The sequence below is a fragment of the Streptomyces sp. NPDC001828 genome, assembly GCF_042892175.1.
Taxonomy (GTDB): Bacteria; Actinomycetota; Actinomycetes; order Streptomycetales; family Streptomycetaceae; genus Streptomyces.
Genome location: NZ_JBIATV010000007.1, coordinates 223,308 through 247,160, shown reverse-complemented (window position 1 = coordinate 247,160; position 23,853 = coordinate 223,308). Strand labels below are relative to the sequence as shown.

The 23,853-nt window shown below is 69.1% G+C and carries 21 protein-coding genes; 9 read left to right on the top strand and 12 right to left on the bottom strand.

What is annotated here, in order from left to right; translation table 11 throughout:
• Positions 1–35: 35 nt before the first annotated feature.
• The 6 genes from gyrB to dnaA form a co-directional block, all read right to left on the bottom strand.
• Positions 36–2,099, bottom strand: a complete 2,064-nt coding sequence (gene gyrB, locus ACFYZA_RS21410; RefSeq protein WP_382583196.1) for a DNA topoisomerase (ATP-hydrolyzing) subunit B — start codon at positions 2,097–2,099, stop codon at positions 36–38.
• A gap of 532 nt (positions 2,100–2,631) precedes the next feature.
• Positions 2,632–3,174, bottom strand: a complete 543-nt coding sequence (locus ACFYZA_RS21405) for a DUF721 domain-containing protein (RefSeq protein WP_382583193.1) — start codon at positions 3,172–3,174, stop codon at positions 2,632–2,634.
• Positions 3,171–4,292 (bottom strand): DNA replication/repair protein RecF, encoded by a 1,122-nt coding sequence (gene recF, locus ACFYZA_RS21400; protein ID WP_388492150.1) that lies wholly within the window; start codon positions 4,290–4,292, stop codon positions 3,171–3,173. Before recF ends, ACFYZA_RS21405 begins: the two co-directional genes overlap by 4 nt.
• 42 nt (positions 4,293–4,334) lie before the next feature.
• Entirely contained in the window at positions 4,335–5,210 is an 876-nt protein-coding gene (gene gnd, locus ACFYZA_RS21395; protein WP_388492149.1) for a phosphogluconate dehydrogenase (NAD(+)-dependent, decarboxylating), read from the bottom strand.
• Between the two features lie 130 nt (positions 5,211–5,340).
• Entirely contained in the window at positions 5,341–6,471 is a 1,131-nt protein-coding gene (gene dnaN, locus ACFYZA_RS21390) for a DNA polymerase III subunit beta (RefSeq protein ID WP_382583186.1), read from the bottom strand.
• Between the two features lie 925 nt (positions 6,472–7,396).
• On the bottom strand, positions 7,397–9,214 hold the full coding sequence (dnaA, locus tag ACFYZA_RS21385; RefSeq protein WP_388492147.1) for a chromosomal replication initiator protein DnaA: 1,818 nt from the start codon (positions 9,212–9,214) through the stop codon (positions 7,397–7,399).
• 381 nt (positions 9,215–9,595) lie between these two features.
• On the opposite strand from dnaA, the gene rpmH reads away from it, so the two are divergent.
• The 9 genes from rpmH to ACFYZA_RS21340 all read left to right on the top strand — a co-directional run bounded on the left by rpmH (position 9,596) and on the right by ACFYZA_RS21340 (position 16,507).
• Positions 9,596–9,733, top strand: coding sequence for a 50S ribosomal protein L34 (rpmH, locus tag ACFYZA_RS21380; RefSeq protein WP_006381191.1), 138 nt, complete (start codon positions 9,596–9,598; stop codon positions 9,731–9,733).
• An 18-nt stretch (positions 9,734–9,751) separates the two neighbouring features.
• Positions 9,752–10,123, top strand: coding sequence for a ribonuclease P protein component (gene rnpA, locus ACFYZA_RS21375; RefSeq protein ID WP_100575618.1), 372 nt, complete (start codon positions 9,752–9,754; stop codon positions 10,121–10,123).
• Positions 10,120–10,455 (top strand): membrane protein insertion efficiency factor YidD, encoded by a 336-nt coding sequence (gene yidD / locus ACFYZA_RS21370; RefSeq protein ID WP_382583177.1) that lies wholly within the window; start codon positions 10,120–10,122, stop codon positions 10,453–10,455. The genes rnpA and yidD overlap by 4 nt, the downstream gene beginning before the upstream one ends.
• Positions 10,456–10,458: 3 nt before the next feature.
• Positions 10,459–11,757, top strand: a complete 1,299-nt coding sequence (gene yidC, locus ACFYZA_RS21365; protein WP_382583174.1) for a membrane protein insertase YidC — start codon at positions 10,459–10,461, stop codon at positions 11,755–11,757.
• Between the two features lie 14 nt (positions 11,758–11,771).
• The gene (locus ACFYZA_RS21360) at positions 11,772–12,281 is read left to right on the top strand and encodes a R3H domain-containing nucleic acid-binding protein (protein ID WP_100575620.1); all 510 of its coding nucleotides are present in this window, start codon (positions 11,772–11,774) and stop codon (positions 12,279–12,281) included.
• 110 nt (positions 12,282–12,391) lie between these two features.
• Positions 12,392–13,117: a 16S rRNA (guanine(527)-N(7))-methyltransferase RsmG gene (rsmG, locus tag ACFYZA_RS21355; RefSeq protein ID WP_382583170.1), complete on the top strand. Its 726-nt coding sequence runs from the start codon at positions 12,392–12,394 to the stop codon at positions 13,115–13,117.
• Positions 13,118–13,411: 294 nt separating this feature from the next.
• Positions 13,412–14,488, top strand: a complete 1,077-nt coding sequence (locus ACFYZA_RS21350) for a ParA family protein (RefSeq protein ID WP_161245756.1) — start codon at positions 13,412–13,414, stop codon at positions 14,486–14,488.
• Complete coding sequence (locus ACFYZA_RS21345) at positions 14,485–15,582, top strand: ParB/RepB/Spo0J family partition protein (RefSeq protein ID WP_388492145.1); 1,098 nt, start codon at positions 14,485–14,487, stop codon at positions 15,580–15,582. Before ACFYZA_RS21350 ends, ACFYZA_RS21345 begins: the two co-directional genes overlap by 4 nt.
• 307 nt (positions 15,583–15,889) lie before the next feature.
• Positions 15,890–16,507, top strand: coding sequence for a GNAT family N-acetyltransferase (locus ACFYZA_RS21340; RefSeq protein ID WP_382583164.1), 618 nt, complete (start codon positions 15,890–15,892; stop codon positions 16,505–16,507).
• A gap of 80 nt (positions 16,508–16,587) precedes the next feature.
• Here ACFYZA_RS21340 and trxA read toward each other — a convergent pair whose 3' ends face one another.
• The 6 genes from trxA to murJ form a co-directional block, all read right to left on the bottom strand.
• The gene (trxA, locus tag ACFYZA_RS21335) at positions 16,588–16,923 is read right to left on the bottom strand and encodes a thioredoxin (RefSeq protein ID WP_382583161.1); all 336 of its coding nucleotides are present in this window, start codon (positions 16,921–16,923) and stop codon (positions 16,588–16,590) included.
• Between the two features lie 48 nt (positions 16,924–16,971).
• Complete coding sequence (gene trxB / locus ACFYZA_RS21330) at positions 16,972–17,931, bottom strand: thioredoxin-disulfide reductase (protein ID WP_382583158.1); 960 nt, start codon at positions 17,929–17,931, stop codon at positions 16,972–16,974.
• 140 nt (positions 17,932–18,071) lie between these two features.
• Positions 18,072–19,055: a hypothetical protein gene (locus tag ACFYZA_RS21325; protein ID WP_388492143.1), complete on the bottom strand. Its 984-nt coding sequence runs from the start codon at positions 19,053–19,055 to the stop codon at positions 18,072–18,074.
• On the bottom strand, positions 19,052–19,756 hold the full coding sequence (gene sigM / locus ACFYZA_RS21320; protein ID WP_382583152.1) for an RNA polymerase sigma factor SigM: 705 nt from the start codon (positions 19,754–19,756) through the stop codon (positions 19,052–19,054). Before sigM ends, ACFYZA_RS21325 begins: the two co-directional genes overlap by 4 nt.
• Before the next feature lie 26 nt (positions 19,757–19,782).
• On the bottom strand, positions 19,783–21,519 hold the full coding sequence (locus tag ACFYZA_RS21315; RefSeq protein ID WP_388492141.1) for a protein kinase family protein: 1,737 nt from the start codon (positions 21,517–21,519) through the stop codon (positions 19,783–19,785).
• 128 nt (positions 21,520–21,647) lie between these two features.
• Positions 21,648–23,816 carry a murein biosynthesis integral membrane protein MurJ gene (murJ, locus tag ACFYZA_RS21310; protein WP_388492140.1) on the bottom strand — a complete coding sequence of 723 codons (2,169 nt, stop codon included), beginning with the start codon at positions 23,814–23,816 and terminating at the stop codon, positions 21,648–21,650.
• Between the last annotated feature and the right edge of the window lie 37 nt (positions 23,817–23,853).

Sequence of the window (23,853 nt, the reverse complement as noted above, 5' to 3'; positions counted from 1 at the left end):
TCAAGTCCTTTCGAAGCGGTCAGCGACAGACCGAGTCAGATGTCGAGGAAGCGGACGTCCCGCGCGTTGCGCTGGATGAAGGAGCGCCGGGCCTCGACGTCCTCACCCATCAGCACCGAGAACAGGTCGTCGGCCTGGGCCGCGTCGTCCAGGGTGACCTGGCCGAGCACGCGGTGCTCGACGTCCATGGTCGTGACGCGCAGCTCCTCGGCGTTCATCTCGCCAAGACCCTTGAAGCGCTGGATCGAGTCCTCACGGATCCGCTTGCCGTTCTGCTTGCCGAGCTCCACGAGCGCGTCGCGCTCACGGTCCGAGTACGCGTACTCGAAGTCGTCCCGGCCCCACTTGATCTTGTAGAGCGGCGGGCGCGACAGATACACGTGCCCGGCCTCGACCAGCGGCCGCATGAAGCGGAACAGGAAGGTCAGCAGCAGGGTGTTGATGTGCTGGCCGTCGACGTCGGCGTCCGCCATCAGGATGATCTTGTGATAGCGGAGCTTCTCGATGTCGAAGTCCTCGTGGACCCCGGTACCGAACGCCGAGATCAGCGCCTGGACCTCGGTGTTCTGCAGGATCTTGTCGATCCGCGCCTTCTCGACGTTCAGGATCTTGCCTCGGATGGGCAGGATCGCCTGGTACATCGGGTTGCGGCCGGACTTCGCCGAACCACCGGCGGAGTCACCCTCGACGATGAAGATCTCGCACTTGGTGGGGTCGTTGGACTGGCAGTCCGAGAGCTTGCCGGGCAGCGACGCCGACTCGAGCAGCCCCTTGCGGCGGGTCAGGTCACGCGCCTTGCGGGCGGCGACACGGGCCGTCTGCGCCTGGATGGACTTGCGGATGATGTCCGCGGCCTCGACGGGGTTGCGGTCGAACCAGTCGGTGAGGTGCTCGTGCACCACCTTCTGGACGAACGTCTTCGCCTCGGTGTTGCCCAGCTTGGTCTTGGTCTGACCCTCGAACTGCGGCTCGCCCAGCTTGACGGAGATGATCGCCGTCAGACCCTCGCGGATATCCTCGCCCGAGAGGTTGTCGTCCTTCTCGCGCAGCAGCTTCTTGTCCCGGGCGTACCGGTTGACCAGGCCCGTGAGCGCGGCGCGGAATCCCTCCTCATGCGTACCCCCCTCATGCGTGTGGATGGTGTTCGCAAAGGAGTAAACGCCCTCGCTGTACTGAGAGTTCCACTGCATCGCGATCTCGGCCGAGAGGAGTCGCTCCTTGTCCTCGGCCTCGATGTCGATCACGGTCGGGTGGATCAGCTCGCCCTTGCGCGAGTTGAGGTACTTCACGAAGTCGACGATGCCGCCCTCGTAGAAGTAGGTGACCGAGAGGGGCTGCTGCTCCTCGCCCTCCTCCGCGGAGTCCGCGCCCGAGACCGCCTTCGCCGACTCGCGCTCGTCGGTGAGCGTCAGGGTCAGGCCCTTGTTGAGGAAGGCCATCTCCTGGAAGCGCCGCGACAGCGTCTCGAAGGAGTACTCGGTGGTCTCGAAGATGTCGCCGTCGGCCCAGAAGGTGACCGAGGTGCCGGTCTCCGAGACGGCTTCGTTCTGGGCGAGGGGCGCCGTCGGGACGCCGAGCTTGTAGTCCTGGGTCCAGCGGTAGCCCTCCGTCCGGACCTCGACCGCGACCTTGGAGGACAGGGCGTTCACGACGGACACACCGACACCGTGCAGACCGCCGGAGACGGCGTAACCGCCGCCGCCGAACTTGCCGCCCGCGTGCAGGACGGTGAGGACGACCTCGACGGCGGGCTTCCCCTCGGAGGGGATGATGCCCACGGGGATGCCACGGCCGTTGTCGATCACCCGTACGCCGCCGTCCGCGAGGATGGTGACGTCGATCGTGTCCGCGTGTCCGGCCAGAGCCTCGTCGACGGAGTTGTCGACGACCTCGTACACGAGGTGATGAAGACCACGCTCACCGGTCGAGCCGATGTACATGCCGGGTCGCTTGCGGACCGCGTCCAGACCTTCGAGGACGGTAATCGCGCTGGCGTCGTACGAGGCGGTGACCTCGCCGTTCTCGCCGACGGCAGTGGACGGGGTGTTCTCGTTGGGGTTGCCGGAATCGGCCACGAAGCGCCCTTTCTGGCACAGCACAAGCCTTCCCCTGTACAGGCCAAGGGCGGCTGCGTCGTTCAGCGATGGTCGCGCCGGGCGTTGCCCCGGGGGCAAGCGTCCGGCCGCGTCTTTCGGTGGGTCCCGCGAGGACGGCGGGATTAGGGACCAGTCTACCGGTAGCGCCGACATGAATGGGGGTTTGCCGGTACCTGAGTCCGCATGTGCCGCCCTGGGCGGGCGCCTTCCGACTCCCCATATCCGGGGAGGGGCCCCAAGAGCCTCACACGGGCATTCAGCGCTTCGGCCTGTCAACCTCCGACTACGGTGAGGGACACCTCATGCTCCCCACCGGCCCCCGGAGCCCTCCCGCACCCCTTTTTCGCACGTCACAGGGGGTGCGGGAAGGGCCCGCGCGGAGGTCTCCGCGCGGGCCGATGTGTGGAACGTGCGTGGCGGGACGAGCCTCCCGGCGATGCCCAGCGGCCGGCCACCAGAGGTCGTACGCGGAGCCCGCCGCGCGGAGGCTGCCGCGCGGAGGCTGCCGCGCGGAGGCCGCCGTGTGGAGGCCGTCTCAGCCGTAGGTGTCGCCGGGGCCGGTGCTCCCCGGGGCGCGCAGCTTGCCGTAGCGCTGCGGCGGGCCGCTCGGGCCGTACACCTTGATCAGCCGGACCGTGCCGTGGCCGAGGTCGGCGTTGATGCGCGCCACCAGTTGCGGCGCGAGCAGCCGCAGCTGGGTCGCCCAGGACGTCGAGTCGCAGCGCACGACGAGGACCTTGTCCTCCTTGTCGTACGGACCCGGCACGGTGTGGTTGGCGAGTTCCTCGCCGACAATCTCCGGCCAGCGGCCGAGCACCCCGGCCACCGCCGTCGGCGTCTCCCAGCCGCTCTCGCTGATCAGCCGGTTGATGGCGGCGCCGAGCGGCAGCGGATCGCGGCCGTCCGCGCGGGCCCCGGAGCGCAGGCCGCCGCCCCTGCGTGCCTGATGCCGCTGCTGCGCGGCCTCGCCGCGCGCCCTGGCCTGCTCCCTGGCCGTGCGCAGCGCGACCCGCGCCAGATCGATGCCGGAGGCCTCGGGAACCTTCGGCTGCTCGGCCCCTTGGGGTGCCTCGCTCATACCCGTGCCACCTCGCCCGCCGCGACCTCGTACCGGGCGCCCGCGAGGATCCCCGGCACGTCGTCGTCCACCGCGGCCGTCACCAGGACCTGCTCGCCCGGAGCGACCAGTTCCGCGAGGCGGTCGCGCCGCTTGGCGTCCAGCTCCGCGAAGACGTCGTCGAGTACCAGGACCGGCTCGTTGCCCTCGGCCCGCAGCAGGTCGTACGAGGCGAGCCGCAGCGCGAGCGCGTACGACCAGGACTCGCCGTGGCTCGCGTAGCCCTTGGCGGGCAGCTGGCCCAGGCGCAGCAGCAGATCGTCGCGGTGCGGGCCGGCGAGCGTCACCCCGCGCTCGATCTCCTGCTTGCGTACGTCCGCGAAGGCCGCGATGAGCTGGTCGTACAGCTCCTCTCGGGTGTGCCCGGTGCCGGGCGCCGACGGCTTGTACTCCAGGGCCAACGGGCCGCCGCCCGGGGCGAGTTGCTCGTACGCCTTGTCGGCGAGCGGCTGCAGTGCGGAGATCAGGTCGAGGCGCTGGGCGAGGAGCTCGGCGCCGGCCTGGGCGAGGTGCTGGTCCCATACGTCGAGCGTCGACAGGTCCATGCCCCGGCCGCCGTGCCGGCGGGCCATCGCGGCGGACTTCAGGAGGGTGTTGCGCTGCTTGAGGACGCGCTCGTAGTCGGACCGCACGGCCGCCATCCGGGGCGAGCGCGCGGTGATCAGCTCGTCGAGGAACCGGCGCCGCTCGCCCGGGTCGCCCTTGACCAGCGCCAGGTCCTCGGGCGCGAACAGCACGGTCCGCACGATCCCCAGCACATCGCGGGGCCTGACCTGCGAGGACCTGTTGATACGGGCCCGGTTGGCGCGGCCCGGGTTGAGCTCCAGCTCGATCAGCTGGGAGCGCTCGCCCTGGGTGACGGCCGCGCGGATCACGGCCCGCTCGGCGCCCATGCGCACCAGCGGCGCGTCCGACGAGACGCGGTGGCTGCCCAGCGAGGCGAGATAGCCGACGGCCTCGACCAGATTGGTCTTGCCCTGGCCGTTGGCGCCCACGAAAGCGGTGACGCCCGGGTCGAGCGGAACCTCGACCCGGGCGTACGAGCGGAAGTCGGCCAGCGAGAGATGCGTGACGTGCATGGTGTCGCCGACCTCCCCCGGCTTACCTACTGCTCTTTACAGCTACTTGGACTCGACCGCGTGGCCGCCGAACTGGTTGCGCAGCGCGGCGATCATCTTCATCTGCGGGGAGTCGTCCTGACGGGACGCGAAACGGGCGAACAGCGACGCGGTGATCGCGGGCAGCGGCACGGCGTTGTCGATGGCCGCCTCCACCGTCCACCGGCCCTCGCCGGAGTCCTGCGCGAAGCCCTTGAGCTTGTCGAGGTGCTCGTCGTCGTCCAGGGCGTTGACCGCGAGGTCGAGCAGCCAGGAACGGATGACCGTGCCCTCCTGCCAGCTGCGGAACACCTCGCGGACGTCGGTGACGGAGTCGACCTTCTCCAGGAGCTCCCAGCCCTCGGCGTAGGCCTGCATCATGGCGTACTCGATGCCGTTGTGGACCATCTTCGAGAAGTGGCCGGCGCCGACCTTGCCCGCGTGCACCGCGCCGAAGTCACCCTCGGGCTTCAGCGCGTCGAAGATCGGCTGGACCTTCGCGATGTTCTCGGCGGTGCCGCCGTACATCAGCGCGTAGCCGTTCTCCAGGCCCCAGACACCGCCGGAGACACCGCAGTCGACGAAGCCGATGTCCTTGATGCCCAGCTCGACGGCGTGCTTCTCGTCGTCCGTCCAGCGGGAGTTGCCGCCGTCCACGACGACGTCGCCGGGGGACAGGAGCTCGCCGAGCTCATCGATCGTGGACTGCGTCGCGGCACCGGCCGGGACCATCACCCACACCACGCGCGGGCCCTTGAGACTGTCCACAAGCTCCTTGAGGCTGTGGACATCAGCGACGTCCGGGTTGCGGTCGTAACCGATGACGGTGTGGCCTGCGCGGCAGATGCGCTCGCGCATGTTGCCGCCCATCTTGCCGAGGCCGACGAGACCGAGCTCCATCACATGATCCTTTGACGTTGTGGCGTTTCGTACCCGCGTCCGAGCCTACGCCGGGACCCTGGTACACACCTGCGGGGTCAGCCGCTCAGACGTACGCCCCGGGTGCCCGGGGCGTACGTCCTCAAGCCACTCAGCCGGAGAGGCGCACCGGCATGATCAGGTACTTGTAGGCGTCGTCCGCCTCCGCGTCCAGGGCGGGCTTGCCGCTGAGCAGCGCCGGCTTGGTCGAGGTGGTGAAGGCCAGCTGGGCGACCGGCGAGTCGATGGCGCTCAGGCCGTCGAGCAGGAAGGTCGGGTTGAAGGCGATCGAGATGTCGTCGCCCTCCAGGTTGGCGTCGACCCTTTCCACAGCCTGTGCGTCGTCGCTGGAACCGGCCTCCAGGATGAGGACGCCCTGCTCGAAGCTGAGCCGCACCGGGGTGTTGCGCTCGGCCACCAGGGACACGCGCTTGACGGCCTCGACGAACGGCGCGGTCTCGATCACCGCTACCGAGTTGAACTCGGTGGGGAAAAGAGTCCGGTACTTGGGCAGGTCGCCCTCGAGAAGACGTGTGGTCGTGCGGCGGCCCGCGCCCTCGAAGCCGATCAGGCCCTCGCCGGCGCCGGAGCCCGACAGCGCCAGGGTGACCGTGTCGCCGCTCGTGAGCGCCTTGGCGGTGTCCAGGAGCGTCTTGGCGGGGACCAGGGCGACCGCGGAGGCGTCCGGGTTCTCCGGCTTCCACAGGAACTCGCGGACCGCGAAGCGGTAGCGGTCGGTGGAGGCGAGGGTGACGGTGTCGCCCTCGATCTCGATGCGCACACCGGTCAGCACGGGCAGCGTGTCGTCGCGGCCGGCCGCGATGGCGACCTGGGCGGCGGCGGAGGCGAAGACCTCACCGGGGACGGTGCCCGTGGCGGTCGGCATCTGCGGCAGCGCCGGGTACTCCTCCACCGGAAGGGTGTGGAGGGTGAAGCGGGAGGAGCCGCAGACCACCGTCGCCCGTACACCGTCTGTGGAAATCTCCACCGGCCGGTTGGGCAGGGCGCGGCAGATGTCGGCGAGCAGGCGGCCGGAGACGAGCACCGTGCCGTCCTCGTCGACCTCGGCGTCGACCGAGACCCGCGCCGAGACCTCGTAGTCGAAGCTGGAGAAGCTGAGCGCGCCGTCCTCCGCCTTCAGAAGAAGGCCCGCGAGTACGGGCGCGGGCGGACGGGCCGGGAGGCTGCGGGCCACCCAGGCCACCGCCTCCGCGAGTACATCGCGCTCCACCCGGATCTTCACCGGAACCGCCTCCTGCTGTTGCTGGCTCGCCCTGCTGGCTTTCGTCGTCGGCTGTATCGCCGGGGACCAGTCTGACGTACGCCGCTGACAGTCGGTGCGAGTCGGGGTCAAGTCGCGTCGAGCGGCGTCGGGAGCTCCAACGGCCAGTTGTGCACAGGGCCCACTTCGAAGCGGATTCCGAGCTAACTCTATGTGGGAGTAGTAGTAGGGGCTGTGGAAACCGTGGATAACCCCGTTTGCGCAGGTCACACCCGCTTTTTTGTCCACTGCCCCTGTGGGCGGAGCCGGTGGACAACTCGGGGTTTCTGTGGACGCCCGAAAGTTCTGCACATCCCGTGCACAGGAGAGGGGTAGTTCTCCCCAGCCCTGTCCCCAGCTTTACCCCGGTTCCCCACAGCCCAACCCGTCCCCTTCGTGTGACGGCTTTCACTCGCCCCGGTGACCCCGGGTGTTTCGTTGCCGAACAGTGGACAGGGCTGTGGAGAAGCTGGGGACAACGGATCAAGAGCTGTGGGCCGCCGGTGGACAACTTCGCCCACAGGCTGTGGACAGAGGATTCGTCCACAAGCTGTGGAGCAGCGATGCCCACAAATCCACAGGCTTTTGACCTGGGGTGATGGAGTATCAGCCGTCGCGCCTGTGGAAGCAATCTGGACAACTTCCCAGTCCCCAGGGTGTGGACGGAAGAAAGTTCCCAGATCTGTGGAGAACCGCCTCTGACCAGCCGGTATTCGAACACTCGGGCCTCCGACGAAGTCGTACACACGCGTCCCTCACCGTCGTACGCACGTATTCCGGGGCCCCGCGGAGCCCTCCCAGGGCCCTCAGGAGGGTCTCCACAAGCCCGGATCGGGGGCCGCGAACGCCGAAGGGCGCCCGGAGAATGGATCCCTGGGCGCCCTTCGAGGTGTCCGTGCCGGCCGCGTCAGCCGTTCTTGATGCGGTTGGTGAGCTCGGTCACCTGGTTGTAGATGGAGCGGCGCTCCGCCATCAGCGCGCGGATCTTGCGGTCGGCGTGCATCACCGTCGTGTGGTCGCGGCCGCCGAACTGGGCCCCGATCTTGGGCAGCGAGAGGTCGGTGAGTTCGCGGCACAGATACATGGCGATCTGGCGGGCCGTCACCAGGACCCGGCTGCGCGAGGATCCGCAGAGGTCCTCCACCGTCAGGCCGAAGTAGTCGGCGGTCGCCGCCATGATGGCGCTCGCGGTGATCTCCGGCGCCGCGTCCTCACCACCGGGGATCAGGTCCTTCAGGACGATCTCGGTGAGCCCCAGGTCCACCGGCTGCCGGTTCAGCGAGGCGAACGCGGTCACCCGGATCAGCGCGCCCTCCAGCTCACGGATGTTCCGCGAGATCCGGGACGCGATGAACTCCAGCACCTCCGGCGGGGCGTTGAGCTGCTCCTGCACCGCCTTCTTGCGGAGGATCGCGATGCGCGTCTCCAGCTCGGGCGGCTGCACATCGGTGGTCAGTCCCCACTCGAAGCGGTTGCGCAGCCGGTCCTCCAGGGTCATCAGCTGCTTGGGCGGCCGGTCGGAGGACAGCACGATCTGCTTGTTGGCGTTGTGGAGCGTGTTGAAGGTGTGGAAGAACTCCTCCTGCGTCGACTCCTTGCTCGCCAGGAACTGGATGTCGTCCACCAGAAGGATGTCGACATCGCGGTAGCGCTTGCGGAAGGTGTCGCCCTTGCCGTCGCGGATCGAGTTGATGAACTCGTTGGTGAACTCCTCCGAGCTCACGTACCGCACCCGGGTGCCGGGATAGAGGCTGCGCGCGTAGTGCCCGATCGCGTGCAGCAGGTGCGTCTTGCCGAGGCCCGACTCCCCATAGATGAAGAGGGGGTTGTACGCCTTCGCCGGCGCCTCGGCGACCGCGACGGCCGCGGCGTGCGCGAACCGGTTCGACGAGCCGATGACGAAGGTGTCGAAGAGGTACTTCGGGTTCAGCCGCGCGTGCGGCTCGCCCGGACCGCCCTGTGCGGGCGCCTGGCCGGACGGTGACGGCGCGAGGTGGCCGGAGCCGCCGCGCTGCGGAGGCTGCCCGTCCGGCAGCTCACGCCGCTCGGACCGGTCGTGCCGCTGCTGCTCGTACGGCTGCGGCTTGGGCTGCTCGTAGGAGCCCCGGCCCTGGTCGTACGGGTTGTGGTCCTGCTCGTACTGACCGCGCTCGGGCAGCTGGGGCGAGCGGTAGTCGTGCTGGGGCTGCTGCGGGCGGGCACCGCCATAGGGCTCGCGCCACTGCTCGCCCGAGGAGTCGCGGTCCTGGAAGCCGCCGAGGCGGGGCTGCTGCCAGAGGTCCTCCTGGGCACGCGGCCAGGCGCCGGGCTCGGGGCGCTGCTGGTACTCGCCGGGGTAGGCGGGGCGCGCGGTGGGCAGGCCGTCGTCGGCGGGCCTGCCGTAGGGGTCGTCCTGGTAGCGGGGCTGCTGGGAGGACTGCTGCTGCGGCGGGGCGGGCGGCGCGGGCTCGCCGACCGAGTCGTCGACGGTGATCGCGATGCGGATGGTGCGGCCGCACTCCCGGCTCAGCGTCTCGCTGATCAGCGGGGCGAGCCGGCCCTCCAGAACGCGCTTGCCCCATTCGTTGGGGACGGCGAGCAACGCGGTGTCGGCCACCAGTGCGAGCGGCTGGCAGCGCTCGATCCACTGCTTGTCCTTGGGCTCGATGCCCTGCTGCCCCTCTCCGAGGAGATGCTCCAGCACTCGTGGCCACACTGCGGCAAGATCGGCAGGTACGTCAGCCACAGGGCACGCTCTCTCGCAGGTCCCACGAATGTGTGGTTCTCGGGACGGGATGGGATGGCATAGACAGACAGGCAAGGACACATCGGGAAAAGATTCGGAGTTCAGCCACGGTAGTCGGGCCCACTGACGTGGTTCAAGTTGTTGTCCACAGCCTGTGCATACCGGGGCCCGGCAAGACGCCGGTTTGACCGGATGGCGTAGCCGCGCGTACCGTAACCAGGTCGAGTTGTCGATGGCTGCTGCCGCCTGCCTCCGATGGGCAAAGATCACGATCTGTGATCGTGAAGCGGTGCACACGGGCGTATACGCGAGCTACTCGTGGGCGCACGGTGACAGCCAGGCGATGTCCCGCCGCCAACGAATCATTTCTGGAGCCCCCGAGTGAGCAAGCGCACCTTCCAGCCGAACAACCGTCGCCGCGCCAAGACCCACGGCTTCCGCCTGCGGATGCGTACCCGCGCCGGCCGCGCGATTCTCGCGAACCGCCGTGGCAAGGGTCGCGCGAGCCTGTCCGCGTAAACAGCTAAAGGTCATGACGTGCTGCCTACCGAGAATCGGCTGAGGCGGCGCGAGGACTTCGCGACCGCGGTTCGCCGAGGACGCCGGGCCGGCCGCCCGCTCCTCGTCGTCCATCTACGCAGCGGTACAACGGACCCGCATGCGCCTGGGGAGAGCGCTCCCCCGACGCGTGCGGGTTTCGTTGTCAGCAAGGCCGTCGGCGTGGCTGTCGTTCGCAATCTGGTGAAGCGCAGGCTTCGCCATCTCATGCGCGAACGGCTGCCCCAGTTGCCCCCCGGTAGCCTGGTGGTCGTACGGGCATTGCCCGGTGCGGGCGATGCAGACCATGCACAGCTGGCCCGAGACCTGGATGCCGCCCTCGCGCGGCTACTGGGAGGGGGCGCGCGATGAAGTACCCGCTGCTGGCCCTGATCAAGCTGTACCAGTGGACGATCAGCCCACTTCTGGGGCCCGTCTGCCGGTACTACCCGTCGTGTTCCCACTATGGATATACGGCGATCGACCGGCACGGTGCCGTCAAAGGCACCGCCCTGACCGCCTGGCGCATTCTGCGGTGCAATCCGTGGTCGCCCGGCGGCGTGGACCACGTGCCGGAGCGCAAGCGACCTCGGTGGCACGAGGCGCTGCGCGCTGCCTGGCGAGGTGACAAGGGCGGGCAGTCCGCCGCTGAGACCGAGACAAGCCCGGCCGCAGAGACCCCGCCCAATGCTCAAGGAGCCTGATTAGTGGACACGATTGCCAGTCTGTTCAGCTTCATCACCTGGCCTGTTTCCTGGGTCATCGTCCAGTTCCACAAGTTGTACGGCGCGATCTTCGGGCCGGACACGGGTTGGGCCTGGGGCCTGTCGATCGTGTCCCTCGTGGTGCTGATCCGTATCTGCCTGATCCCGCTCTTCGTGAAGCAGATCAAGTCGACCCGGAACATGCAGGCGCTCCAGCCGAAGATGAAGGCGATCCAGGAGCGCTACAAGAGCGACAAGCAGCGTCAGTCCGAAGAGATGATGAAGCTGTACAAGGAGACGGGCACCAACCCGCTCTCCTCGTGCCTTCCGATCCTCGCGCAGTCGCCGTTCTTCTTCGCGCTCTACCACGTGCTCGCCGGCATCGCCAACGGCAAGACCATCGGCGTCATCAACCAGCCGCTGCTCGAGAGCGCCCAGAAGGCCCACATCGTCGGTGCCCCGCTGGCCGCGAAGTTCATGGACAGCGCCTCCAAGGTCGAGAGCCTCGGTGCCTCGCTGACCGACGTCCGGGTCGTCACCGCGATCATGATCGTGATGATGTCGGCCTCGCAGTTCTTCACCCAGCGCCAGCTGATGACGAAGAACGTGGACTTGACGGTCAAGACGCCGTTCATGCAGCAGCAGAAGATGCTGATGTACGTCTTCCCGGTCATGTTCGCCGTGATGGGCATCAACTTCCCCGTCGGTGTGCTCGTCTACTGGCTGACCACCAACGTGTGGACCATGGGCCAGCAGATGTACGTCATCAACCAGAACCCGACGCCGGGCTCCAAGGCCCAGGAGCACTACCTGGAGCGCCTGGTCAAGAGCGTCACGCAGCACGGTGAGGTGCGCGGCAAGCGTCGGCGTGCCGTCGTCCAGGCGATCGTGGCCAAGGGCCCGGACCGCAACGACAACGAGCGCAAGTTCGTCACCGGGCTCTCCAAGCAGGGCTTCGCGGCCCAGGCCGACGGCTCCGTGGTGAAGAGCGACACGGCGGTTCTCGAGGCCGAGGGCGCCGCTCCCAAGCGCCAGCAGCCCAAGCGGCAGACGAAGGCGCAGCGCCAGGCCGGTGCGGCTCAGCAGGACGACACGGCCGCGAAGACCTCGCTGTCGAAGGACCCCGTCGACGCCGCCGAGACCACTGACGCGGTGTCCGCCGAGAAGCAGGCCGGGCCGCAGGACGCCAAGCCCAAGCAGGACACCAAGCCGAAGCAGGGCAAGCCCACCGCGGGCCAGGCACGAGCCAAGTCGGGGCAGCGCAAGGGTCAGCAGCGGCCCAAGCACCCGACCAAGAAGTAAGAAGGAGTCCATCCGTGACGGAAGGCACCACCTCCCCGGCCGCTGAGGGCGTCGACACCCTCTCCCGCCTGGAGCAGGAAGGGGAGATCGCCGCCGATTACCTCGAGGGCCTGCTCGACATCGCCGACCTCGACGGTGACATCGACATGGACGTCGAGGCGGACCGGGCCGCGGTCTCGATCATCAGCGACAGCGGCCGTGATCTGCAGAAGCTCGTCGGCCGTGACGGCGAGGTGCTGGAGGCTCTCCAGGAGCTCACGCGCCTGGCCGTGCACCGCGAGACCGGTGACCGCAGCCGGCTGATGCTGGACATCGGCGGCTACCGGGCCAAGAAGCGCACGGAGCTCGCCGAGCTGGGCGCCAAGGCCGCGGACGAGGTGAAGAGCACCGGTGCGCCGGTGAAGCTGGACCCGATGACGCCGTTCGAGCGCAAGGTCGTGCACGATGCCGTCGCGGCCGCGGGGCTGCGCAGCGAGTCGGAGGGCGAGGAGCCGCAGCGCTTCGTCGTCGTGCTGCCCGCCTGAGCGGTCATTGCTTTGTCGGCCCCGTCTGTTCGCAGGCGGGGCCGATCTTTGTCAGCCTGATAGTCAGCCGCCTGAGTGCGGTCACGCATAGGTAGGGAAGGACGGTCCCCGTGACGGAGGCAGAGGCAGCAGCGGAGCTTCCCCCGGCGCCCGAGGAGGCGCGGGCGGTTTTCGGAGAGTTCTTCCCCGAGGCCGTGCGGTATGCGGAGCTGCTCGCGGATGCGGGGGTCAAGCGAGGCCTGATCGGGCCGCGTGAGGTACCACGTCTGTGGGAGCGGCACCTGCTCAACTGCGCGGTGCTCTCCGAGGTCGTGCCGGAGGGTGTGACCGTGTGCGACGTCGGCTCCGGGGCGGGGCTGCCGGGCATCCCGCTGGCGCTGGTGCGCCCGGACCTGAAGATCACCCTCCTTGAGCCGCTGCTGCGGCGCACCAACTTCCTCCAGGAGGTCGTGGAGCTGCTCGGCCTCGACCACGTCACCGTGGTGCGCGGCCGCGCCGAGGAGATGCTGGGCAAGGTCACACCGGTCCACGTGGTGACTGCCCGCGCAGTGGCACCGCTCGACCGGCTGGCCGGCTGGGGCGTTCCGCTGCTGCGCCCGTACGGCGAGATGCTGGCGCTCAAGGGCGATACCGCCGAGGAGGAGATCGTCGGCGCCCGTGCCGCGTTGAGCAAGCTCGGTGTGGTGGAGACGACAGTGCTGCATGTGGGCGAGGGTGTGGTGGACCCGCTCTCCACGGTCGTGCGGGTCGAGGTCGGCGAGAGCCCGGGCGGTGTGCGGTTCGCCGCCAAGCGCGCCAAGGCCGCCCGGACGAGCCGTACCCGGCGCCGACGCTGATCTCTGGCCTGCTATATCGGGCGTTAAGTGGGCGAAATGCTCCATAGAAGGCCGTATACGTACGCATTTCGGAGTGTCGTAACGGTCTCTCGGTAGCGCGGATGCATCGTGTTTCACGTGAAACGTCGCTCACTGCTGCATGGAATCATCAGCCGCGGCCGTGCGGCTTCCTCGCCGCGCGACCGCAAGCCGTTCGCGGGGGGCCTCGAGTCCCCCGTGAGGGCTACGGAGTTGTCCACAGAGGTGGATTCATCCACAGAAGACCGGGCCTCGCTGGTTCACGACCCCGAAGACATGGGAGGCTCTGTTCATTGCGAGCCTGAAGTCGAGGAGAGTGAATCCTTGCGGTCCGACGCCAACATCGCGGGACCGATGACCGATCCGGTCCCCGGTCCCCGTACCGAATCGGCGGGGGAGGATGTTTCACGTGAAACACCGCCCCCGATGGACGACACCCCCATCGGTCGTGCCGCCCAGCTGGCGGTAGAAGCTTTCGGCCGGGCCGGCGAAGGCCTGCCCCGGCCGGAGCAGACCAGAATCATGGTCGTTGCCAACCAGAAGGGCGGCGTAGGAAAGACCACCACCACGGTCAATCTCGCCGCTTCCCTGGCACTTCACGGTGCTCGGGTGCTGGTCGTCGACCTCGATCCGCAGGGCAACGCCTCGACGGCGCTGGGTATCGACCACCACGCCGAAGTCCCGTCGATCTATGACGTTCTGGTCGAGAGCAGGCCGCTCTCCGAAGTCGTCCAGCCCGTCCCGGACGTGGAGGGCCTCTTCTGTGCCCCGGCCACGATCGATCTCGCCGGTGCGGAGATCGAACTCGTGTCCCTGGTGGCTCGGGAGAGCCGACTGCAGCGCGCCATCCAGGCGTACGAGCAGCCGCTGGACTACATCCTGATCGACTGCCCGCCCTCGCTGGGCCTGCTGACGGTCAACGCGCTGGTCGCGGGGGCCGAGGTCCTGATCCCCATTCAGTGTGAGTACTACGCGCTGGAGGGCCTGGGCCAGCTCCTGAGGAACGTCGATCTCGTACGCGGCCACCTCAACCCGACGCTGCACGTATCGACGATCCTGCTCACCATGTACGACGGCAGGACCCGGCTCGCCTCCCAGGTGGCCGACGAGGTGCGCAGCCACTTCGGCAAGGAGGTGCTGCGCACGAGCATTCCGCGCTCGGTGCGCATCTCCGAGGCGCCGAGCTACGGGCAGACGGTTCTCACCTACGACCCGGGCTCCAGTGGCTCGCTGTCGTACCTCGAAGCTGCCCGCGAGATCGCCCTGCGCGGTGTCGGTATGCAGTACGACCCCACGCACGCGCATGTGGTCAGCCAGAACAACCAGCACAGCATGTCGGAGGGGATCCAGTGAGTGAGCGACGCAGAGGACTGGGGCGTGGGCTCGGGGCGCTGATCCCATCAGCCGCGCAGGAGAAGCCGGGCTCCTCGGTGGGGACGGCTTCCACGTCCCCGTCATCGGTACCGGTACTGACCGCGGAGCGGGGGGTGGCGGCCGCGAAGGTGACGACGCTGCCGGCGGCCGCCGTTTCACGTGAAACAACTCCGGAGCCGGAGCCGGAGGCCACGCCCGAGCCGATCAGTCCGGCCGGCGCGTTCTTCGCCGAGCTGCCGATCGACTCGATCACGCCCAACCCGCGCCAGCCGCGCGAGGTGTTCGACGAGGACGCCCTTTCGGAACTGGTCACCTCCATCAAGGAAGTCGGGCTTCTCCAGCCCGTCGTCGTCCGGCAGACCGGCCCCGAGCGCTACGAGCTCATCATGGGCGAGCGGCGCTGGAGGTCCTGTCGCGAGGCCGGTCTGGAGCGGATTCCCGCGATCGTCCGCGAGACGGACGACGAGAAGCTGCTGCTCGACGCCCTCCTGGAGAACCTCCACCGGGCCCAGCTGAACCCGCTGGAAGAGGCCGCCGCCTACGACCAGTTGCTCAGGGACTTCAAATGCACCCATGACCAGCTGGCCGACCGCATCGGCCGCTCCCGGCCGCAGGTCTCCAACACCCTGCGTCTGCTGAGGCTTTCGGCCCCCGTGCAGCGCCGGGTCGCCGCCGGCGTCATCTCGGCCGGACACGCGAGGGCTCTGCTGTCGGTGGACGACACCGGAGAGCAGGACCGGCTCGCCCACCGCATCGTGGCGGAGGGGCTCTCGGTGAGGGCGGTCGAGGAGATCGTCAGCCTGATGTCCTCGGAGCCCCAGGCAGCCCCCAAGACCAAGGGGCCCCGAGCCGGGACCCGTCTGGCGCCCGCGCTCTCCGATCTGGCGCACCGGCTCTCGGACCGCTTCGAGACGAGGGTGAAGGTCGACCTCGGCCAGAAGAAGGGCAAGATCGTCGTCGAGTTCGCCTCGATGGAGGATCTGGAGAGGATTCTCGGCACCCTCGCCCCGGGCGAGGGGCGAGTCCTGGAGAAGGGCCTCGCCGAGGACACCTCGGAGGACGGCGACAGCTGAACCCCTTTCAGCGCCGCTTGAGGGCGGGCCGTGTTCCGGTGCATACCGGAACACGGCCCGCCCTTTGCATGCGGACGGTATCCCCGCCGTGAGGGGCTGGATACGATGCGTTCTGGTATGGCACATCCACCTTGATCCATCCTCTAGGGAGGGCGGGGGCCATGCGAACGGTGAGCCGCACTCAACTGGTGACGGCGGGCCTCGGTCTCGGGGCGGTCGGCGGATTCGTCGGCAGCCTCCTGCGGGAGCGGAGCGCGCTGTCGGCCGCGCAGGGTGCGGCAGGCGAGGGAAGTGAGGAACAGCCTCCATGGGGCGTCGGCTCGTACCGCTCACGCTGGACAACCTTCCGGACCTCCCCAAGCGCTGCCGCGGCTGCGTCTTCTGGGAACTCGACCCGGTCAGCGGAGAAGCCGCGGTAAAGGCCGGCAGACCCGAACTGGAGAAGGAGGCCTGGATCTCGGGAGTGCTCCTGGAATGGGGCTCCTGTGGCCGGGTCGTCTACGTCGATGACATCCCGGTCGGCTATGTGCTCTACGCACCCCCGGCCTATGTGCCCCGCTCCACCGCATTCCCCACCAGTCCCGTGTCCCCCGACGCCGTACAGCTGATGACCGCCTGGATCATGCCGGGCTATCAGGGCCAGGGGCTGGGGAGAGTGCTGGTGCAGACGGTCGCCAAGGATCTGCTCCGCCGGAACTTCAAGGCGATCGAGGCGTTCGGGGACGCCCGTTGGAGCGAGCCTGCCTGTGTCCTGCCCGCCGACCATCTGCTGGCGGTGGGCTTCAAGACCGTACGACCCCACCCCAGGTATCCGCGGATGAGGCTTGAGCTGCGGACGACGCTGTCCTGGAAGGAAGACGTCGAACTGGCCCTGGACCGGCTGCTCGGCGCGGTCCAGAAGGAGCCTGCCCTCAGGCCGTTGTAGAGGCGTCCTTCACGTGAAACGGGCCCGCCCCCATCAGGGGAGCGGGCCCGTTTCACGTGAAACAGCGAAAGCGGCGAGGCTTACTTCGCGGTGACGAAGCTGTCCAGGTCACGCAGCAGCGCGGCCTTCGGCTTGGCGCCGACGATCGTCTTGACGACCTCTCCGCCCTGGTAGACGTTCAGCGTCGGGATCGACATGACGCCGTACTTGGCGGCCGTCGCCGGGTTCTGGTCGATGTTGAGCTTGACGATCTCGATCTCGTCGCCGTGCTCGGCGGCGATGGCCTCGAGCGACGGGGCGATCTGGCGGCACGGACCGCACCACTCGGCCCAGAAGTCGACCAGAACGGGCTTGCCGCTCTTGAGGACGACCTCGTCGAAGTCGGCGTCGGTTACGTGCTTCAGGGTGCCGGCCACGGCAGTCTCCTAAGGGGTGTTGGGGGGAGGGGAGCTGGAAGGGGCGGATCAGACGCTGGCGGCGGCCTTCTCGTTGTCGGCGAGCGCGGCGAGGAAGCGCTCCGCGTCCAAGGCGGCCGAGCAGCCGGTGCCGGCCGCGGTGATGGCCTGCCGGTAGGTGTGGTCGACGACGTCACCGGCGCCGAAGACACCCGTCAGGTTGGTGCGGGTCGACGGGGCGTCGACCTTCAGGTAGCCCTCGTCGTCCAGCTCGAGCTGGCCCTTGAAGAGCTCGGTGCGCGGGTCGTGGCCCACGGCGATGAAGAGGCCCGTCACGGGCAGCTCCGAGGTCTCGCCGGTCTTGGTGTTGCGCAGCGTCAGACCGGAGAGCTTCTGGTCGCCGTGGATCTCGGCGACCTCGCTGTCCCACGCGAACTTGATCTTCTCGTCGGAGAAGGCACGCTCCTGCATCGCCTTGGAGGCGCGCAGGCTGTCACGGCGGTGGACGATCGTGACCGACTTGGCGAAGCGCGAGAGGAAGGTCGCCTCCTCCATCGCGGTGTCGCCGCCGCCGACCACGGCGATGTCCTGGTCCTTGAAGAAGAAGCCGTCGCACGTGGCGCACCAGGACACACCACGCCCGGACAGCTTGTCCTCGTTGGCCAGACCCAGCTTGCGGTGCTGCGAGCCGGTGGTGACGATGACGGCCTTGGCACGGTGGACGGTGCCGGCGGTGTCCGTGACCGTCTTGATCTCGCCGGTCAGGTCCACGGCGACGATGTCGTCCGGGACCAGCTCGGCGCCGAAGCGCTCCGCCTGACCACGCATGTTGTCCATGAGCTCCGGGCCCATGATGCCGTCCTGGAAGCCCGGGAAGTTCTCCACCTCGGTGGTGTTCATCAGCGCGCCGCCCGCGGTGACGGCGCCCTCGAACACCAGCGGCTTCAGCGACGCACGTGCTGTGTACAGCGCGGCCGTGTATCCGGCCGGCCCCGAGCCAATGATGATCACGTTACGGACGTCGCTCACGGGTTTCTTCCTCGTCTCTGCGGACTGCCTACTGCCTGTCGGGGCCCCGGTCCAGGACTCTCACCCCACCCAACGGATCCTACGGGGGATGCATTCCCGAACCGGACGTGGCAGCACGGAGCCGGGCCTTCAGAGACCTCTCAGCGACGGGGGTAGGAGTGCGTCAGCAACAGCTTGCCCTGCGCCGAGGAGCCGTCGTTCTCGCAGGCCGCGTCGACGATGTACGCCTCCACGTTCGCTGGATTGGCCTGGTCGGGCAGCACGACGAGATACACCTTGGCTCCCTCGTACGTGCCCTGCTCGGCGGCCAGGGGCTGCTGGGAGGGGCGCCCCGTGCCCGCCTGGACGCAGGGCGGGACGCTGGCGGCGGAGCGCAGACTGTCCGACGGGTTGTCGTTGTTGGGGGCGTTCTTCGTCGAGGGCGCGATCTGCGCGGAAGGGGCCTTCCCGGAGCTCTGGCCGCCGTGCTGGGTCAGCAGGGACTGAACCCGGCCTTCCAGCGTGCCCGAGGAGAACACGGTTCCGCCGGGAGACGCCTGAGAAGAGGCGCGCTGGGCTTGAGGGGACGGCGAGGACGACTGGATGTTCTGCACGAAGAAGATCCCCGCGCCGACGGCGGCGGCGCCGAGCACCGCGCTGAGCACGACGGTCCGGCGGCGGCGTGCCCTGGCGGTACGTCCAGGGCCTGTGGCCGCGCGGCTGTGTCCTGCGGGCCGTTCGGCCGCAGGCGGAGGCGAGCCCGCGGAGACTGAAGGGGGCTCGGGCGCCGGGCCGCTCCCGGAAGCGGGTTGGGGCGCCCGCTCGCTCGGTTCGGCGGCCGTTTCACGTGAAACATTGGCGGTTTCACGCTCGGTGTCGTCGGGGGTCGTGGCGTTCAGGAGGGCCTCTGCGGCCAGCGCCGCGTCGATGCGTCCCGCCACGTCGGCGGGCATCCGCTGCGGACCCGGCAGCGTGCCGAGGAGATCACGGATCTCCTCGAGGGAGGCCCGAACGTCGGCGCAGAGCGTGCAGCCTTCCACGTGCCGGCGGACATCCGCGGTACGGGACGGCGGCAGCAGCCCTTCGGTGAGTTCGGAGATCTCCGAGACGTCCGGGTGTTGTGTCGTTCCGGTCGTGGTTGTCACGCGCGCCCACCTCCGCCCTTCACGGCAGCCGAATCGCTCGGCCCTGCGTCATTCGTTCCCGACGCCGGTGGGACGGATGTCCCCGGCGTCCGGTTCCTTCCCCCACTGGACTCACCGCTACCCCCTGTATCGGCGCGCAGATGAGTGAGCAGCGGCAACAGCCGTGCGCGCCCCCGGGCGCAGCGGCTTTTCACCGTGCCGGTGGGGACATCGAGCACTTCGGCCGCCTCGGCCACGGGGTAGCCCTGCATGTCGACGAGTACGAGCGCGGCGCGCTGGTCCGGTGGGAGGGTGCCCAGGGCCTCGATGAGCTGACGGTGCAGGTCCTGCCGCTCGGCCGGGGCCTCGGCCGACTCGTGCGGTTCGAGGAGCTGGTCCAGGCGCTCGGTGTCGTCGACCGGCGAGGTCTTGCGGGAGGCAGCCTTGCGGGCCCGGTCGAGACAGGCGTTCACCGTGATCCGGTGCAGCCAGGTGGTGACGGCCGACTGGCCGCGGAAGGTGTGGGCGGCACGGTAGGCCGATACGAGAGCGTCCTGGACGGCGTCAGCGGCCTCCTCGCGGTCCCCCAGCGTGCGCAGCGCCACCGCCCACAATCGGTCGCGGTGACGCCGCACGATCTCGCCGAAGGCGTCGGGGTCTCCCTCGACATGACGCGCCAGGAGGTCCTGGTCGCTTATGTCGCCCAGTGTGGCCTCGTCCAACGGTGAGCCTCCCCCTGCCGCGTCGGTCAGCCGGCGAACTTCACATCGGTGATGGCCTGCTTGTAACCCGGGTCGCTGTAGTCGTCTCCTGGCGCAGACGGGACCTCGGTGATCCAGAGGACCACGTACCGGGTCTTCACCGGACTCTTCGCCTTGAGGTCGACCGTGGTGCCCTGGGTCGTCGCGGTGGCGATCTGCTTCATCTCGCTCACCGCCGTGCTCGACGACATGGAGTCCGCCGCGTACAGCGAAAGAGTGGTGTGATCGCCGCCGTAGCGCAACGCTATCGAGGCCGTCGAGACGTCCTTGGCGGCGCCCAGGTCGTAGACGATGCCGACTCCCTTTTTGAAGGGAGCGAGCCTTGGGCCGTCATTGAAGCTCTTGGTGCGCCAGTAGCTCGACTTGTCGCCGTCGTACGTCTTCCTCACGTCTTCGGCGTTCTGGGGCTTGCCGTCCGGCGCGTACTCCTGGGCGTCCTGGATCGTGAGCGGCAGGGGAGCCTTCGGCTTGTCGCCGTCTCCGTCGCTCTGGTCCGTGGTCTGGGTGTTGCCGGTCTCGTTGCTGCCGCTCTTGTCGTGGTGCAGCAGGGCGTCGGCGAGCTGCCAGCTGCCGAGGCCAAGCGCCGCGATCAGAAGGGCCGACACGGCCCACTTGAGCGCCTTGCCGGTGCGTCCCTGGAGCGGCGGGGGCGGCTGCGGCACGGGCTGGGTGACGGAGGGGCCGGGCCCGGCGGCCGGGCGGCCGTACGTCCCCTGCTGATAGGTCGTGCGCTGGTACTCGGGCGGCGCGGTGAACGCGGGCTCCGGCGGGCGGATGCGCGGCATCTCCCCGACGGCCTTGACCAGCTCGTCCGGGGTGGTGCACGGCGGTTCCTGGCGGGACGCGGTGGCCCCGTCGTTGACCAGCGCCCGCATGGCGAGCTCCGAGAGGCCCCGGTGGACGCCTGCCCGTACCTGGTCGGGGGCGATCAGGCCGACGCCCTTGGGCAGCCCGTGCAGCCCGTATGCGTCGCTCTCGTACGGCCAGCGCTGGGTGAGCACGGCGTACAGGAGCGCGCCGATGGCCTCGGTGTCGCTGCGCTGCGGGGTGTCGGAGCTGATGCCGCGCAGGGCGGCGGCGACGGCGAGCCCACGGATGCGGTACTGCCCCGTCGAAGTCCGCAGGACCGCGCTCGGGGTGAGCCTGAGGTGCGCGAGGCCCTCACGGTGGGCGGCGGCCATGGCCTGGGAGACCTGCGTGACCATCTGGTAGGCGTCGTGCGCCTCCAGCGGGCCGAGCGCCAGCAGCGCGGTGAGCTCGGTGGCGTCCGGCAGCCACTCGTGGACGACGTAGACGAGGTCGTTCTCCTCGACGGCGTCCAGGACCTGCACGAAGCGGGGGTCACCGAGCAGCGCGGAGGAACGGGCGGCCGCCAGTACGGAACGTGCCCGCGGGTGGTCGGCGGGCAGCAGGTGGACGCCGACGGCCCGGCGGAGTTTCTCGTCGACGGCACGCCAGCTGCTGAAACCGTCCAGACGGGTGACGCACTCCTCGAGGCGGTAGCGTCTGGCCAGCTTGTGGCCGCTGTGCAGTTCGGGCGTCGCGATGGTCGGCTCGGTGGCCTTGCGCTCGCCGCTGCCGCCGTTCCCGCCCTGCTCCGCCGCGTCTGCCGTGTCGATGGACTCCGTCACCCCGTCGGTCGTCGCCTTGTCCGCCTTGGCGGTCAGCGGGTTGTCGCCGCTGTTGTCGGCCACGTCGACGGCAGCCGTGCTACGTTCCGCCACCGTCGCTCCTGCCTCCCCATCCGTTGCGTGCTGTAGGCCAGCCATGCAAAGTCATGCCAATTGTGCCCACAGTCCGGCACTATGCACGACACGCGGTGGCCGACGATGGTTGTGCGCGGGCTGCGGCCTCAGCGGCCGAGCCGTCCCCGCACCATGCCGACCATGGCGTTGAGCTCTTCGATACGCATCCGCTTGGCCGCGACGAAGAAGACTCCGAGCAGTACGGCACCGCCGACGACCAGCGCCACGACCGATCCTCCCGCGCCCTCGCCCAGGAACTTCAGCAGACCGAAGCCGACCGCGCCACCGACCACCGCGGCCGGGACCGCGGCGAGGCAGAGGCGGGCGTACGTACGCAGGACGTGCGCGCCGTCCAGATCGCCGCCCAGCCGGTTGCGCAGCCGCCGCCAGGCCACTCCGACGCCCACGGCGTAGGCCAGGCCGTACGCGGCGGCCATGCCGACGACCGCCCATCGGGCGGGCAGTACTACGTAGCAGGCCGCCGAGGCCGCCGCGTTGACGGCGGCCACGATGACCGTGTTGTAGAACGGCGTGCGGGTGTCCTCGTACGCGTAGAAGCCGCGCAGCACGACGTACTGCACGGAGTACGGGATCAGGCCGAGGGCGAACGCCATGAGGATGAAGCCCATGGACTGGGCGGCCTGGATGCCGCTGGACGCGTACAGCAGGGTGCACATCGGGACGCCGAGCGCGAGGAACGCGAAGGCGACCGGAACGATCGCGACCGCCGAGTTGCGCAGGCCCTGCGAAATGTCGTCGCGGACCGCGCCCGGGTCGTTGTCGTGCGCGGCACGCGAGATGCGCGGCAGCAGCGCTGCCATGACCGAGACGGTGATGATGGCCTGCGGCATGCCCCAGATCAGCTGGGCGTTGGAGTAGGCGAGGAAGCCGGCGCCGGAGCGTCCGGACTCCTTGCCCGCCGCCGTGGCGAGCCGCGTGACGACGATGACGCCTGCCTGGTTGGCGAGTACGAACATCACGGTCCACTTGGCGAGCTTGACCGTCTTGCCGAGCCCGTGGCCCTTCCAGTCGAAGCGCGGCCGGAACCGGAAGCCCGTCTCCCGCAGGTAGGGGAGCATCGCCAGGGCCTGCACGACCAGGCCGAGCAGGGTGCCGATGCCGAGCAGCCTGACGCCGTCGTGGGGGATCGTCTGGACGCCCATGTGGGACTCGGCGGAGGTGCCGTAGACCCAGATGAACAGGCCGAACGTGCAGATCATCACGATGTTGTTGAGGACCGGGGTCCACATCATCGCGCCGAACTTGCCGCGCGCGTTGAGGATCTGGCCCATCACCACGTGCACGCCCATGAAGAAGATCGTGGGCAGGCAGTATCGGGCGAAGGTGACGGCGACGCTGTTGGCGGCCGCGTCGTTGCCGATGGTGGGCGACATCAGCTGGATCAGCAGCGGCGCCCCGATGACGGCGAGCGCGACGATGGTGCCGAGCGCGACCATGACGAGCGTCAGGAGGCGGTTGGCGTAGGCCTCGCCGCCGTCCTCGTCGTCCTTCATGGAGCGCACCAGCTGGGGCACGAACACCGAGTTCAGGCCGCCGCCGACGGTCAGGATGTAGATCATCGTCGGCAGGGTGAGCGCGATGGTGAAGGTGTCACCGAGCAGGGCGGCACCCAGCGCCGCGGTGATCACCAGGCTGCGTACGAAGCCGGTGAGCCGGGACACCAGGGTGCCCGCGGCCATCACCGCGCTGGACTTCATCAGGCTGGAGGCGCGGCCGGCCGGTTTGAGGGGCGGCGCGGGCGCGGGCTCCGGCGCGGCGGGGGCCGGGGGCTGGCCCGCCTGCTGCTGGTCCCGGTAGAGGTGCGCGAACGCGTCCTGCTCGGGCAGTTCCTCACCCGCCTGGGTGACCAGGTCGTCGACGCCGACGAACTGCGTGGTCCGCGCGTCGTCGCCGTAGGGCAGGTGGCGCGAGGGGCCCTCGGGCTCCGGCGGCGGGGTCTGCGCCCAGATCCGCGGATCGGGCGCGTACTGCTGCGCGGGGGGCTGCTGGTAGAGCGGCTGCTGGTCCGCGTAGGTGCCCGGGGGCGGCGGCGGATGCGCCGCGCGGTCGTAGAGCGCCTCGGTCACCGGGTCCTGGGCGGACAGATCCTGCGACCGGTACGGGTCGTAGGCGTAGGCGTCCTGGACGTACGGGTCGGGCGCGGACTGCGGCGGCGGGATCTGCCCCGCCTGGGCGGGAGCCGGAGGCATGCCCCCGGAGGGCGCGGCGCCGCTGCCGCCACCCTGCCCACGGTCACCGTCGTACGGCGCGTTCATGGTTACCCCACCTCATCGTCCCCGGCCGACCGGCCAC

Excerpts from the sequence above, each read along its gene's own strand:
- gnd (WP_388492149.1), bottom strand. The coding sequence starts at position 5,210 with ATGGAGCTCGGTCTCGTCGGCCTCGGCAAGATGGGCGGCAACATGCGC.
- murJ (WP_388492140.1), bottom strand. The coding sequence starts at position 23,816 with ATGAACGCGCCGTACGACGGTGACCGTGGGCAGGGTGGCGGCAGCGGC.
- recF (WP_388492150.1), bottom strand. The coding sequence starts at position 4,292 with ATGCACGTCACGCATCTCTCGCTGGCCGACTTCCGCTCGTACGCCCGG.
- ACFYZA_RS21340 (WP_382583164.1), top strand. The coding sequence starts at position 15,890 with ATGGGGCGTCGGCTCGTACCGCTCACGCTGGACAACCTTCCGGACCTC.
- ACFYZA_RS21405 (WP_382583193.1), bottom strand. The coding sequence starts at position 3,174 with ATGAGCGAGGCACCCCAAGGGGCCGAGCAGCCGAAGGTTCCCGAGGCC.
- yidD (WP_382583177.1), top strand. The coding sequence starts at position 10,120 with ATGAAGTACCCGCTGCTGGCCCTGATCAAGCTGTACCAGTGGACGATC.
- ACFYZA_RS21350 (WP_161245756.1), top strand. The coding sequence starts at position 13,412 with ATGGGAGGCTCTGTTCATTGCGAGCCTGAAGTCGAGGAGAGTGAATCC.